The 14,800-nt window shown below is 34.4% G+C and carries 18 protein-coding genes; all 18 read left to right on the top strand.

The genetic code is table 11. The features are described 5' to 3' along the window. Positions 1-76 precede the first annotated feature (76 nt). Positions 77-544, top strand: a complete 468-nt coding sequence (locus tag B5D29_RS07425; protein WP_078768949.1) for a metallophosphoesterase family protein — start codon at positions 77-79, stop codon at positions 542-544. 1 nt (position 545) lies between these two features. Continuing rightward, the gene (locus B5D29_RS07420; RefSeq protein WP_078768948.1) at positions 546-1,232 is read left to right on the top strand and encodes a metallophosphoesterase; all 687 of its coding nucleotides are present in this window, start codon (positions 546-548) and stop codon (positions 1,230-1,232) included. A 122-nt stretch (positions 1,233-1,354) separates the two neighbouring features. Next, a complete protein-coding gene (locus B5D29_RS07415; protein ID WP_078768947.1) occupies positions 1,355-1,696 on the top strand; it encodes a hypothetical protein in 342 nt (113 codons plus the stop codon). A 59-nt stretch (positions 1,697-1,755) separates the two neighbouring features. Then, positions 1,756-2,010 carry a hypothetical protein gene (locus B5D29_RS07410; RefSeq protein WP_078768946.1) on the top strand — a complete coding sequence of 85 codons (255 nt, stop codon included), beginning with the start codon at positions 1,756-1,758 and terminating at the stop codon, positions 2,008-2,010. Positions 2,011-2,369: 359 nt separating this feature from the next. Then, positions 2,370-3,386: a hypothetical protein gene (locus tag B5D29_RS07405; protein ID WP_078768945.1), complete on the top strand. Its 1,017-nt coding sequence runs from the start codon at positions 2,370-2,372 to the stop codon at positions 3,384-3,386. 122 nt (positions 3,387-3,508) lie between these two features. Then, positions 3,509-3,637 (top strand): hypothetical protein, encoded by a 129-nt coding sequence (locus tag B5D29_RS08835; RefSeq protein WP_278286420.1) that lies wholly within the window; start codon positions 3,509-3,511, stop codon positions 3,635-3,637. Further along, positions 3,612-3,929, top strand: a complete 318-nt coding sequence (locus B5D29_RS07400; RefSeq protein WP_078768944.1) for a hypothetical protein — start codon at positions 3,612-3,614, stop codon at positions 3,927-3,929. Before B5D29_RS08835 ends, B5D29_RS07400 begins: the two co-directional genes overlap by 26 nt. A gap of 73 nt (positions 3,930-4,002) precedes the next feature. Continuing rightward, positions 4,003-4,911, top strand: a complete 909-nt coding sequence (locus B5D29_RS07395) for an AAA family ATPase (protein ID WP_159443437.1) — start codon at positions 4,003-4,005, stop codon at positions 4,909-4,911. A gap of 286 nt (positions 4,912-5,197) precedes the next feature. Then, positions 5,198-5,446: a hypothetical protein gene (locus B5D29_RS07390; RefSeq protein WP_078768942.1), complete on the top strand. Its 249-nt coding sequence runs from the start codon at positions 5,198-5,200 to the stop codon at positions 5,444-5,446. Beyond that, positions 5,439-5,735 (top strand): hypothetical protein, encoded by a 297-nt coding sequence (locus tag B5D29_RS07385; protein WP_078768941.1) that lies wholly within the window; start codon positions 5,439-5,441, stop codon positions 5,733-5,735. Before B5D29_RS07390 ends, B5D29_RS07385 begins: the two co-directional genes overlap by 8 nt. 183 nt (positions 5,736-5,918) lie before the next feature. After that, on the top strand, positions 5,919-7,700 hold the full coding sequence (locus B5D29_RS07380; RefSeq protein ID WP_078768940.1) for a type I restriction-modification system subunit M: 1,782 nt from the start codon (positions 5,919-5,921) through the stop codon (positions 7,698-7,700). Further along, on the top strand, positions 7,700-8,062 hold the full coding sequence (locus B5D29_RS08715; protein WP_159443436.1) for a hypothetical protein: 363 nt from the start codon (positions 7,700-7,702) through the stop codon (positions 8,060-8,062). The genes B5D29_RS07380 and B5D29_RS08715 overlap by 1 nt, the downstream gene beginning before the upstream one ends. Beyond that, on the top strand, positions 8,059-9,348 hold the full coding sequence (locus B5D29_RS07375; protein WP_159443435.1) for a restriction endonuclease subunit S: 1,290 nt from the start codon (positions 8,059-8,061) through the stop codon (positions 9,346-9,348). Before B5D29_RS08715 ends, B5D29_RS07375 begins: the two co-directional genes overlap by 4 nt. Before the next feature lies 1 nt (position 9,349). Then, positions 9,350-10,417 carry a hypothetical protein gene (locus tag B5D29_RS07370; protein ID WP_078768938.1) on the top strand — a complete coding sequence of 356 codons (1,068 nt, stop codon included), beginning with the start codon at positions 9,350-9,352 and terminating at the stop codon, positions 10,415-10,417. Then, entirely contained in the window at positions 10,407-10,556 is a 150-nt protein-coding gene (locus tag B5D29_RS08710; RefSeq protein ID WP_159443434.1) for a hypothetical protein, read from the top strand. Before B5D29_RS07370 ends, B5D29_RS08710 begins: the two co-directional genes overlap by 11 nt. Before the next feature lie 15 nt (positions 10,557-10,571). Continuing rightward, complete coding sequence (locus tag B5D29_RS07365) at positions 10,572-13,646, top strand: type I restriction endonuclease subunit R (protein ID WP_078768937.1); 3,075 nt, start codon at positions 10,572-10,574, stop codon at positions 13,644-13,646. Between the two features lie 289 nt (positions 13,647-13,935). Further along, complete coding sequence (locus B5D29_RS07360) at positions 13,936-14,421, top strand: SLOG family protein (RefSeq protein ID WP_078768936.1); 486 nt, start codon at positions 13,936-13,938, stop codon at positions 14,419-14,421. Between the two features lie 93 nt (positions 14,422-14,514). Next, positions 14,515-14,800 (top strand): helix-turn-helix transcriptional regulator (locus B5D29_RS07355; RefSeq protein ID WP_143406746.1); only part of this gene is annotated, 286 nt, incomplete at its 3' end.

Here is a 14,800-nt window from a genome sequence, read left to right as displayed (position 1 = left end):
CATTGATTCATTTGATGAAATCAACGGCAAATGGACTAAAAATATATTTAGCAATAAATAAAAAGGAGAACTACATATGACAAAACTTCTCTTGATATCGGACAGTCACAGAGATAAACAAACACTAAGCAAAATTTTAAAAAACGAACCGAATTTTGATCGTGTAATATTTCTTGGTGATGGAATAGAAGATGTTGAAGATGCGTTTTTGACTTCAAGTAAGCCGATAACCTCCGTAACAGGTAATTGTGATACCGATTATTGTATTTCATCCGAAAGAGTAATTAAGGTAGAAGACATAAATATATTTATTACTCACGGTCATTTTTATGACGTGAAGTTGACATTTAAAAATATCGCTCAAGCTACTAAGTCTAAGGGTTGTTCAGTTGCTTTTATCGGACATACACATATTCAAACAGATGAAACAGTAGACGGTGTTCGCATAATTAACCCCGGTTCTGTTTCGTATCTCGGTAATTATGCCATTATAACTATTGATAATGATAAACTTAATGTTGAATTGAAAGGACTTAAAGATTAGAATGAGAATTTTCTGCCTAAGTGACATACACGGAGATATGGACGCATTAGATTATGCACTTAGCTATATTGTTGATGAACTTGAAAAACCTAATACAATGTTAATGTTTCTTGGTGATTATATACATGGGAGTGATAACAGTAAGGAAGTACTTGATAAAATAATAAGTCTGCAAAATCATTATGGTACTGAAAAAGTCGTAGCTTTATTAGGCAATCACGAGGAGTGGGTACTAAACGGTTCAAGCACTATATCAGAGCAAAACCCGTCATATGAAGATGATTATACAGACGATGATAAATACATATATTGGTTAGAAAATCTGCCGAGATATTATGTAGCCGGTAATACCATATTTGTTCATGCAGGTATTGACGAAAGTTTAGGAGAACTCTGGGAACTAACAGATGAATATACCTTAACAAATAAATATCCTGCCGATATTGGCAAAATAGATGGCTTGGATATGAAAGTCGTAGCAGGTCATATTTATACATCTGAGATTACAAACAATCCAAGATATAACGATGTCTATTATGACGGCTTTAATCACTATTTTATCGACGGTGATGTCATCAGTACCTCTGTTCTGCCAGTGCTGATGGTAGACACAGATGAGGATAAGTATTATCGAGTTACTCCAAACGGAATGTACGAAGTGCAGCCATATGACGAAGAAGAATTTTGATTATGAGCGAATTATCTGAATACATAAAAAGTTTATATGCAATCACAAGAAGAGGGTTTGAATGGAAACCACTCTACTTCAATAATAATTCAAGTATGGATTAAAACGGAATATATTCTGATATGAATATTCCTAAAGGAAATAAATTCACTTATATTAAGTTCACAATACAGTATCAGTCTCGTTGTGACGAAAACGGACTTAGCCACCCTAAAGAAGATATTAAATATTATATTCTACACTTGTTAAAAATTGATGATTTGACTGAACCTCTAATTGTACCTAAACCGTGTAATACTGGAAATATTCAAACTGACAGTCAAATTTCAGCTGCATTAACAGTAAATAATTTTGGTCGATTTAGGTATGCCTTTGATGATGTCGAAACGGCAAAAAAGGTTGCTGTAAAAGAAGTTGAACAGTTGATTACGCCTCTTTTACATTGCTTGACTAATGAAGATTAAAGTGATGTAAAAGAATTTATAAAAAAATACAATAACAGTTTAAATGACGAGGCGTAAATATGAAATTTAAAGAGTTACGAAAAGTTTTATCACGCATTGATTTGTTATCAATTTGCGATTATAAAACCTTGCAATACTATAACTATGTCAGACTAAGTGATGTAGCCGCTGATTATGACGAAATGGAAGTAAAAGGCGTAGGCTTAACAAGAAGTGAATTTTACGGTGTAAGCAGAGATAATTGCTGTACCGATCGAAAAGCCGGTCCGCTCCTTTTTGAAATATGTTTAGAAATAGTTTTGTCAGATGAATAACAGCAGGGAAAAGGTATAAATTGTTATTTTATTGATTTGCATAATTTTTTGTTTATGATATAATGCATAAGCAACCTTGCACCGAATGACATCAAAAAAGTTGTTGATGAAGTAAATAAAATCAGTCACAAGACATTCGGAGAAGAAAAAGACCTTATGTTTCGTTGCGGTTTGTGTTTTCCCATAACAAATAATTATTCATCCTTTAGAATATTTTGCAAAGCTTGAAAAAGATAATCAAAAAAATAATTATCACTATAATCTAAACGATTATTTTCAGCGAGAATTAATTTCTACCGTAGATATATTGTTTAAAAATATAACAGAAAAAACAGATTAATATAACAGGGGGGAATCATATGTTTAAAAATAAAATTGATAGTATTCAGACATTCAAAAATGAAGCAAAGGTGCAATTTGAACCCGATTCATCTCCAGCTGCTTGGGGACATTATAAAAAATTTTATTCTAAAAATAAATACTTGAATAATAATTACGATTTTAGTGATCTTTTCTTTTATAATTGCTATACAGATTTCGGCTTAAAAAGAGGAATTTACACGGATTATGAATGGTTTAACTATTTAAATAAACCTTTAAGAAAAGGTTCACGCTATAATCGCTTGTTTGTGTTGGAAAAAGACACAAAAATAAAGAAAATTAATAATACTGAGTATATTGTTGCCGCTTATCGTCTTGGCGGTGATTGCGACTTCAATTTTAACGAAAAAAAATATGCTTTATTTTTAGAAATAATCGAAAGCGATTCAACGGCTTCAAAACAGGAAAAAGCGAATGCTAGTCAACAACTTGCAAATTGTAGAGAAATGCACCATAATCTATTAAATTTCTCATTAATGCAAGGAATAGGAAATATGCAGAAATTTAAAGGAAGTAACCGATATGATAGATTAGATACTTTTGTATATGAATTAGATAAATACTTTCGAGGTGTTTCTAATTCAATATTACAATATTCTTCGCCCAATAATAAGCCTGCGTTAATTTCATTTCTCAATGATTTTAAGGATATTTACGAATATTGTGCCACTTTCTACTTTATTACAGAAAAAACTTTTATTAATGAAATTATAAAACAAGGGAGTATGCCAATAACAAACGTAACCGAATTGATGAGATATATGAATTTAGCAGAAAAATATTGGTCCATAAAAGAATTTGCTTTCTTCCAAAAAGAATTTCTAGCAATAGGAGATTATTTCCTTGACGGTGGTACTGTTTTTTCAAAAACTGAGTTGAGTACAAAAATAAAAAATGATTTTGGTTACGAACAAGATGAAATTGATGAATTACTAATTAAATGCGAAAAAAGAGGGTTTATAACTTCTATCGGAAACAATAGTTATACGAGGTAACATGGTTAAAAAATGACTAAACAAATTGCCTATATAGCAATAAAAAGCGATTGGCTCGAATAAATGATTTAAGCAAAGAATCAGATGAACTAAATAAAAATGAAAAATAGGAGAATGGTAAAATGTCTAAATTTAAAGAACTTGAAGAAATAACATTAGACTTGTTCGACAGTGTTGTCATATATACTGTTGCCGAACACGGTGCCATGGGGGGCACCCTGCTTAATGGAATTTGTGAAAGAAAATGGTGAATGCTTTTCTTTATTTTATAACTCTATTGATAGTGGCAAAATCACTTATTCCGATATAAAAAGCAAATTTCCGGCATTAGAGGGTTTCTTCTGGAATGGTCCTATGCCTGATGAAAAAACTGACGGAGAAATTGTATTATTTGTAAATGATGATACAAAAAACAAAAATCTGACGAGAGTCGCAAAAGGCTGGAAACACATTTATACAGGTTGCGGAAATCATTTGCTTATTAAAGAAACGTATTTCCCAATTTTTAATAAATACATTTCTCAATATGAAAGCCCCTTTTAAATTTATTGTTCTTGGCAAAAACATATTGATGATTTTATAAATGAAATATCAAGCAAGTGAAAGGAGTAAATTTATGAATAGAACAGTTACTTTCGTTATAGGGACTACAGCTTCCGGAAAAACAACTTTTATCAAAAATCATTTTTCTGACAATCGAAATACGGTGATATTGAATATATATGATTATCAACAAGCTGCATATAAGGAAGCAGGGTTCGGTAAACACATTCCATTTAGACAAGAATTTAAATGCTTATATAAAGCAAACGAAAATCTTTTAGTTGACATTATTAAGACGTTGCAAGAAGGTAAAGATGTAGTAGTTGAGCAAACTTTATACAAGGCAAAGCGTAGAATAGCGTACATAGATGCCATTCGTAATGCAGTTGAAAATATTTACATTGAGGTTTATGTAATGTGTCCGAGCGATTCTGCTTGGAATACATATATAAACGAACGAAAATTAGATTCTTCTATCCAACAACTAAAATCTATTGCAAAAGAAATAGATTTTCCCAACCCCAGCGAAGGGTTTGATAAGATATATGAAGTTATAGATGGCAATATCGGACTTCGAATGGATGCTCCCAAACCTGAAATTGTTGATGCGGCACATAAAGAACTCAGCGAAGAAGCACAGCAAATGAAACAAGAGGAAGATAAAGAAAAACAACGATTAGAATTGCTTGAAAGTATGAATTCACGTCGTTTCTGGCACTATTGTGAAATTTGTGGTGCAAAAACTTTCTGCACAGCACAAGAAGCTTTTGAGGCCGGATGGGACTACCCGCCGAGAATCGGTTATTTCGGATTGCTAGGTCCTCGTACTTGTGGAAAATGCACGTTGAATGACACCTTGTTCATTAAAGTGCATCAGCAGGCAATCCCAATTGTCATTGAAAAAACACTAACAGAGAAAGAACTACAAACTTGGCGTCGAATAAAAAATGAGCCTGAAAGTTTGCTTGAAGAAGAAAAATAATATAAATCGAAACGGCAGGTGATGAAAAGTGATAATTGCGGGGTTTTCTGGTGTCGGTAAAACAACCTTTGCTAAAACATATCAAAATGTTATCGATCTACACGTTATGCCTTATAAGTATTCTAATTTAAACGAAATTAGCAATAGTTACGATGATGAGAGCATTAAAGCTGTTTCCGAGTTGATTTTAAACCCAAACTGGTGATACGAATATTACGAAAAATTAATATCTCTCTGCGTAGCAGAGCTAAACAAAATAATTGTGATTCCAACCGATATACAAATAATGAATTGGTTGTATTGTGATGATATTCCATTTTCTTTTGTTTTTCCGGTTTATGAATTAAAAGATGAATATAGAAACAGATATATAAAACGTGGAAATACCGATAACTTTATAGAGGTTTTTATAACAAATTGGGATTACTGGATTGGTATGTTTAAAGTGAAAAAGGGATGTAAAAAAATCGAACTTAAAACAAATGAATTTTTATCAGATGTAATAATTGTTGAAGGTGGGAAATGTTATGTTTGAGATGATTGATTCAAAATACACACGAGATAGATATGAGGGAATAGGTTTTCAGTTAACAGATTTTCAAAAAGCTACGTTGATTTGGAATAAACCAAACATCACTCTACAAGAACGGCTTTCTGCACTGAAAAACTTGGCGATAAATACCGCAGATAGTGATCTTAAAGTGATAAGTAAAGAACAAGGTTTTTCTACAGTCTGTGGCACCGTGATTTTTCACGGTGCCTTTCTTGTTTTCTGCCTTTTATATTGTTTATCCATCAAAAATGCAAAGGCAGCTCCTTTTTGATGTTGTTATCGAATTTTTGTTTGTAATAGTTCGGTTTTTGGGACAATTGCTATTTATTTGTTGATATTATGCTTTTTCTACGATATAATTAAAATTGTAATATTATAATCATTGATTAGATTTTGTTAGAAATGCAATCTGATTATTGCTTATTTGCCAGTTGAAAACAAGGAGAATTCAATTATGAATATCGATAAAATCGAAAAGCAGACCACAGAAAATATCAGAGCAAAAGCCAATTTGATTTGGGAAATCGCAACACATTTGGTCGGTTTATATAAGCCACACGAATATGGCAAAGTTATTTTGCCAATGACCGTACTTAAACGCTTTGATGATATTCTTGCCCCTACCAAAGAAGCCGTTGTTAAAAAAGCTGAGGAACTTCAGGCACAAGGTATGATTCCTGCTCTTATGGATGGCATTCTTTCTCAAACTTCCGGTTATCAGTTTTATAATAAAAGCAAGTTTGATTTCAAAAAACTTCTTGCAGAGCCTGACAATATTGAAGAAAATTTTGAGGATTATATTCACGGCTTTTCAGAGAATGTTCAAGATATATTGACACGCTTTAAATTCGCAGATGAAATCAAAACAATGAACAGCGGTAATGTGCTTTATGTAGTAATTCAAGAGTTCAATTCTGAAAAAGGCGATATGTCACTTGGTAAAATTACATCTGCCGATATGGGTTATATTTTTGAAGAACTTGTTCGTAAGTTTTCCGAATCTTATGACGAACAAGCCGGAGCACATTTCACAAGCCGAGATATTATCTATCTTATGACCGAGCTTCTTGTTGCTCCTGAAAAAGACAATATCAAAGCACATGGTTGTTCTAAAACTGCTTATGATATGACAATGGGCACTTCACAAATGCTTGGTTGTCTTGAAGAAAAGCTCAAAGATATTAACGATAATGCTACGGTTGATTGCTTTGGACAAGAATTCAATCCTGAAACTTTTGCTATCGCTAAGGCTGATATGCTTATCAAAGGAAGCAATGCATCTCGAATGATGTATGGCGATACTTTGAGTGATGATAAATTCAGTGGTTATGAATTCGACTATATTATTTCTAATCCACCGTTTGGTATCGATTGGAAAAAGGAAAGAACAGCAGTTCAAGACGAAGCAAAACTGGGATATGACGGTAGATTCGGTCCCGGACTTCCTGCAATTTCTGACGGTCAAATGCTCTTTTTGCTTAACGGCGTAAAGAAATTAAAAGAAGGCGCCGGCAGAATGGCAATCATTCAAAATGGCTCATCGTTGTTCACAGGTGATGCAGGTTCCGGTGCATCTGAAATCAGACGATATGTAATTACCGAGGATTTAGTTGAAGCCATTGTTCAGCTTCCAACAGACCTGTTTTACAACACCGGCATTTCTACATATATTTGGCTTATTTCAAAAAACAAGTCTGATGAAAGAAAAGGCAAGATTCAACTTATCGATGCATCTAAATGTTTTGAAAAGCGTAGAAAAAACATCGGTAACAAGCGAGTAGACCTTTCATCAAACTGCATTGATTTAATCGTTAATGCTTATAACGATTTTTCAAATGATACTTATCAAAACGGTGACCTTTCTGTTGAATCAAAGGTATTTGATAATGATTATTTCGGTTATACAAAAGTTACCGTTTTAACTCCTATTCTTGATGAAAACGGACAGCCGATTTTGAAAAAAGGTAAGCCTCAGCCGGACAAAGCAAAAACGGATACAGAATCTATTCCGCTAAATGAAGACATTGATGAATTCATTAAAAAGAATGTTTTGCCTTATAATGAATTTGCTTATCTCGATAGGAAGAAAGATAAAATCGGTTACGAAATTCCGTTTACAAGATTATTTTATAAATTCGTACCGCCTACTCCGTCCGAGGATATATTTGCAGAGATCAAAGCCTTGGAGGAAGAGGAAACAACACTAATGAAAGAATTATTTGGTAAGGAGAATTGATGACAGAAATTTTAAGATTTTTATTTGGATCGCTGACAGATCCTTTAGGATTGCCACTTGATTGGTGGAAAGAATGGGCTATTTTGCTTGTTATTGGTGAAATTGCATATCATCTTGCGTACGGTTTTGTTGGCGAATTATATGATTTTGATATTATTCATACGAGAACCGGCGGCAAGATTGCTCATTGGACTATACGCCTTGTTTGCTATGTAGTTATGTGGGCTGTAATAAGAGTTGCAATTTGGCTGTTCAGATGGATTGCATCAAATTGGATAACAGCATTATGCATCGTTGCCGGAATTGTGATAATATCAATACTGATAACTGTCATCAAAAGAAAGAGGACACAAACATTATGAGAGAAATGAAAAACAGCGGAGTTGCTTGGATTGGGAATATTCCAAAAGCATGGGGACTAATTCGATATAAGGATAAATATAAGAATTCAAAAGAAATTGCAGGTGATAAATCTCGTTCATATGATAGACTTGCGTTGTCTTTGAACGGAGTTATAAAGAGACCTAAAGACGATTCTGATGGACTTCAGCCAAAAGAATTTGATACATATCAAGTGCTACATGAAAACGACTTTGTTTTCAAAATGATTGATTTACAAAACATCAGTACAAGCCGTGTTGGACTATCTCCATATACAGGACTTGTATCGCCTGCGTATATTAGATTTTGTCCAAAAAATAAGAAACAATATCCGAGATTCATATACTACTTTCTCATGAGTATGTATTACAACTGTGTGTTTAATAACCTCGGCGGTGATGGGGTTAGAAGTGCGTTAAATTCTTCAGATATGGGAAATTTTCTTATCCCTTATCCTATTGAGATAGAGCAACACCGTATTGTCGACTATCTCGATACCGCCTGTTCCAAGATTAACTTACTGATTGTCAATCAGCAGACACAGATTGAAAAACTGAAACAGTATAAGCAATCACTTATTACCGAAGTTGTAACAAAAGGACTTAATCCTGATGTGCCAATGAAAGATAGTGGTGTTAAATGGATAGGAATGATTCCCAAGCATTGGATTGTTAAAAGAACAAAGTTCGTTGCGAACGCTCTTGAAAAAGGTAAAGGTATAACTAAAGAAGAAGTGATAAGCGATGGAGATATACAGTGTGTAAGATATGGTGAAATCTATACTAAATATAACCAAGGATTCACAGACTGTGTTTCCAGAACAAACTTGGAAATTATTCAGCCACATCAGTTTTTTGAACATGGTGATATATTATTTGCCGGTACAGGAGAATTGGTAGAAGAAATCGGTAAGAATGTAGTTTATTTAGGAAACGAAAAGTGTCTTGCCGGCGGTGATATTATTGTTATGAAACATCATCAAGATCCGGCTTTCCTAAATTATGCTTTGAACAGTATTTATTCACAAAAGCAAAAAAGTTACGGAAAAGCAAAACTGAAAGTAGTACATATTTCAGCTGACAATATTGGAAATGTCAAGATTGCGTTACCACCATTAAATGAGCAACAGCGAATTGCAACATATCTTGATAATAAATGTGCTAAAATTGACCGCCTTATAGCTATCAAACAAGAAAAAATTGACAAATTAAACGACTATAAAAAGTCGCTCATTTACGAATATGTGACCGGTAAAAAGGAGGCATAATATGGGTGAAGATTTGCAAAAAACGCAAGATGAGTTAATTGTTGAAAATGAAACTCCACATGAAGTTGTATATGGCAAAGTTATCGATTATCAAAAGAAAAGATTTCGTATTGATGTAAAAGGCTTTGCTAACAAAATGATGCAAGTTTTGGATTTTGCAGAAACTATTAGAGATATTCAAATTGATAAAGAGTATGTTCTGGAAATTCCCAAAGAATTCAGAGAAGGACTTAAAAATGGCGATTTGTGGATAATGGAAAACGCCAAAAAAAATGGAAAATTCTGGCCTAACATAATGGAAAAGGCTGACAATGGCAAAAATCAAATTGTAAAACCACTTGGATTGAAAGAAAAAGCCATTGTTCAAGGCAATCCGATTCAAGAACTGTCACAGAAATGCCAAAATGTGTATCTTCAAGGTCAAGTTCAAAGATTGGCTGAAATTGCAGAAGCAACATATAAACAAGTTCAAGAATTAGACAGCTTACATTTGGATGATAAAATAGGTCTGATTTCTTCTGCTAAAAAAAGATTGTATCTTGCTATGTCGCAAAAAGATGATGCTTCAAGAACAACGGCGATTCAACTTGCGCTTGCAGATGTTTCTGCTGCACAAGGACAAGTATTTACAACATTCAAAAGAAAGTCTGAGAACTTTGTAAATGTACCAAAGAATCAACTGTTACAAATAGCCAAAGAAACATTTTCTCCAACCGGATTTGTTGAAGAAGCTGTTAGTGAGTATTTCAAACTTCAGAAATACTTTGATTTATATGCCGCTTCAACAGATTTAATGGCGTCTGCTTATATGCTTATGGGAGAAAAGTATAATGCAAAACAAGTTTACGAACAATCCTTGCAAGAATTGAGCGAAGTTAACACAGAAAATATAAGCTCAATTAAAAATCTAAAAGATAAGAAGATTAAATTTGAAGGAATTTGTGATAGTCTTACCGAACCGATTATTCAACAAGAAGAATTGTGTTTAGGCACCGGCAATAACACAGATACAATGTTAATCGAAATTTCGGGTAAAGAATTACTGGAGGCATATGAAGATGGGAATTAATTTAATTAAAGCCGGTGGAAAAATCGGCAAAGCCATTGTAGGCGGAATAGCTGCAGTTGGTATTGGAGGCTTAGCACAAGTAGCAAAGAAAAATGGTCCAAAAATCATCAAAGCTGTAGGCAAAGTTATAAAAAAATAAGTTAAGGTACATAATATGGAAACAAATGAAAAGAGATTTGAATACGATATTGAGGAGTATCTCATCACCGAAGGCGGATATGAACAATTCGTAGGTCAAAAGCATGATGCCCCGTCAGGCATATCTATGTGGATACATAACCGTCAACACGATTTGGAAAGATGTATTTATATGGATGTTCTTATCGAATTTATCGAAAAGACACAGCCTAAAGTATGGGAAAAATATAAAAAATACTATGGCGAAGCTGCACCGGACAAACTCTATATGCGACTTGAAAAGGTTATCAGCGAAGAAGGACTTCTTTATGTTTTGCGCAACGGTGTAACTGATATGGGACATAATTTTAAGATTTGCTATTTCAAACCTGAAAGCAATCTGAATAAGTCGACCATGGAAAAATACAATGCCAACATTCTTGGATGCACAAGACAGTTCAAATATTCCCCTAAACTTGATAACACTATTGACATGGTTTTATCCGTCAATGGTATTCCTGTTGTTGCTCTTGAACTCAAAAATCAGTTTACAGGACAAGATGTAAACAATGCCAAAATGCAGTTTAAGAAAAACAGAAGTTCAAAAGAATTTTGCTTTAGACCGAACCACAGATTTCTTGTGTATTTTGCTGTTGACCATTACGAAGCATGGATGACTACCGTTCTTAAAGATGATAAAACATACTTTATGCCGTTTAACCAAGGTTCAAACGGAGCAGGAAATCCGGGCGGTGCAGGAAATCCTATAAAAGATGGTGAGGATTATTTAACCTCATATCTTTGGAAAGAAGTATTACAGCGTGATTCATTGCTTGATATTTTGCATAGATTTATGTCATATACCAAGTCAAACAAAAAGCTGATTTTTCCAAGATATCATCAATATGATGTGGTCAAAAAGGTCCTTAGAAATGTTAAAGAAAACGGAGCGGGCAACAATTACTTGATTGAACACTCTGCAGGCTCAGGCAAATCCAATTCGATTGCTTGGATAGCATACCGACTTGCTTCTGTTCACGATGATAACGATAACCCGATATTTAATTCGGTTATTGTTGTTACAAACAGAGTTGTGCTTGACGGACAGTTGCAAGAAACCATAAACAGTTTTGACCACAAAGCCGGACTTGTTGCCGCAATTGATGATAAAAAGACATCAAAAGATTTGGCAGATGCTATTGATGATGACAGAAAGATTATTATCTGCACCATTCAGAAATTTCCATTTGCTTATGAGAAAATGAAAAAAATCACAGGCAAGAGGTTTGCAATTATAGTTGACGAGGCACACCAAGGACAAAATGGCAAAAGTGCAAAAACTTTGAAAAAAGCTCTTGTTGATTTGAATGTTGCTGTTAGAGAAATTGCTGAAGGCGAAGATATTGAGGAATACGAAGTTAATTTACAAAACGAATATATCGGCACTCTTGTAGGTCAAGGTAAACACGACAACCAATCATTCTTTGCTTTCACAGCTACACCAAAATCTGAAACGCTTGAATTGTTTGGCACACCTCATCCATATAGAGATGAGAATGGTCAAATGCAAGTGCGCAGAACGCCATTTCATGTTTATTCAATGAGGCAAGCAATCGAAGAAGGATATATTGTTGATGTCCTTAAAAACTACACAACAATTCAAGAAGCATTTCGACTTGTCAGAATTTCACAAGACAATCCTGAGCTTATTGAAGGTGCTGCCGCAAAAGCCTTGTTTAGATACTACAAGCAACACGGCTACACTATTCAACAAAAAACCGATATGATAATGTCTAACTTCCTTTCAAAAGGAAGATTTACTATTGACGGTAAAGGTAAGGCTATTATTGTATCTGATTCTCGTGCCAATGCGGTTAGATACTATCTTGCAATCAAAGATTATTTGAAATCTCATCCTAAAGAGAGCGTCGGCTCGGATGTTATGATTGCATTTTCAGGCTCAGTTGAAGTTGATGGTGTTAGTTATCGAGAATCACAGATGAATGTTGACGAGAATGGTAAATACATAACAACTGATAAAAAATTCAGAAAAGTATTTAATAGTCCTCTGTATAATATTCTTGTAGTAGCAAACAAATATCAAACTGGATTTGATGAACCGTTGCTTCAATCAATGTATGTTGATAAGAAATTAAAGGGTGTTAACGCTGTTCAAACTCTTTCAAGGCTCAACAGAACCTGCACAGGAAAAAATGAAGTGTTCGTTTTGGACTTTGAAAACACAGTTGAAGAAATTAAGGACTCGTTCCAACCTTTCTTTGAGTGTACATTGCTAAATGGTGAGGTAGATATAAATCGTGTTTATGATTTAAGAACTAAAATTCAAGATTACTTGTTATATAATATGGATGATGTTCAAAAATACAGAACACTTATGGACGCTCAATCGAAACAAAAGCAAACACAAACCGGACTTGGAAGACTTTCTGCAATACTGAAACCGGTTGTTGATCGCTTTTCTGAGCTTGAAGAAGACAGGCAATATGCTGCAAGGGATTATCTAAAAAAATTTAACAATGCATATGCATATGTTACTCAACTTGTTAAACTCCATGATGAAGAGCTGTTTAACGAATATCTTTTCACCTCTCAGTTAGTTAAGTTTCTGCCGAGAACTTCCAAAGATATTGTTGACATTGATGATAAAATCAGTCTTGAATATGCTTCACTTAACGAAACATTCAGTGGCTCAATAAAACTTGATAACGCAAGTGTGGAACTGATTCCAACAAGTAATCTTGCGCCGAAAAAGCCGAATAAGAAAAAAGATACCTTGCAAAGCATTATTGATAAAATTAACGAGAGATATCTTGGCAATTTCACTGAAGGTGATAGAGTCATTCTCAAAGGGGTTTACGAAATGTTTATGGCTGATCCCGAAGTTAAAGCAAAAATGAGAGAACAAGCCAAAGGTTCAAACGCAGAAATGTTTGTCAACAGCTTATTCCCTGATAAATTTCAAGAGATTGCAACTCGATGTTACACACAGAGTACCGAGTCCTACAACAAGCTATTTACTGATGCTGAATTCTACAAAAATGTCATGGATGTTATGGCTGGCGTTTTCTATAAAGAGTTTAGAAAAGACTAAGCATAATTGCCCTCGCTCTATAATAGAGTGAGAGCAATTTGTTTTGTTAACAATCTATTTGACTTGCAGATACCTTTAATGGTATAATCATCTTGCGACGAAAATTTTATAGTATTTTTAAGTTTCGAAAACCCGAGCGTGGCTTTTTATCTTTTGATAAAAACACACGCTTCTTTGTCATACGCTTGGGTTTTCCAGACTATGAAATTTTCGTCGCAGAAAGTTTGAAGCAAGTGTTTTTTGAGCGTAGCTTCGGCTACGCTCTTTTTGCTTTTCTGCGGTGATTTCAATGGATTATAAAAGCCAAACATGTTGTTTTACAGGGCATCGCAACATTGCCCCATATACGCCCGACACGGTCTTTGAACAGACGAAGGCTATCGTTACCCTGCTTGTTTCTAAAGGTTTCAAATACTTCGGCACAGGCGGTGCTTTGGGGTTTGATACCATTGCTGCACAGGCTGTTTTGTCGGTGAAAGAAACTCATCCCGAAGTTAAACTTATTTTAGTGTTGCCATGTGAAAATCAAACGAAATATTGGAAGCAACAAGATATTGATGTGTATAATGATATTAGATTGAGAGCCGATAAGGTGAAGGTCCTTGCTGTGCATTACTATAACGGATGTATGCAAAAGAGAAACAGACACCTTGTTGATTGTAGTTCTGCTTGCATTTGCTTTCTGACAAAGCACGAGGGTGGCACGGCATATGCTGTTGATTATGCAAAACAAAATGGTCTTGAAATAATAAACGTTGCCGACCGATGCAGTTAAACTTAACAAGAGAATTACTTATCTGACAAGTTTATATGGTGGAAAGTACGCTCCCTAAATGCTATAATGATTTATAGTTAAGGGGGCGTATTTATGTTTTCGGATAATTTATTATACTTAAGAAACATTAAAGGTTTATCGCAGGAACAAGTTGCCGAAGCAGTCGGAATTTCTCGTCAATCGTATTCCAAATGGGAACAAGGAGATACTTTTCCCGATATTGATAAATGCGATAAGCTGGCAAAGTTTTATGGCGTTACAATTGACTCACTGATTCACTCTGATGAAAAAATAGGCAAAACAAAGATAGCACCTGCGCCTATCGGTAAACATCTTTGGGGAACAGTTACTATCGGAAGCAAGGGGCAAATTGTAATAC

It is taken from the genome of Eubacterium coprostanoligenes, from assembly GCF_900167205.1.
Taxonomy (GTDB): domain Bacteria; phylum Bacillota; class Clostridia; order Oscillospirales; family Acutalibacteraceae; genus Eubacterium_R; species Eubacterium_R coprostanoligenes.
This window is presented reverse-complemented; position numbering and strand designations above follow the sequence as displayed.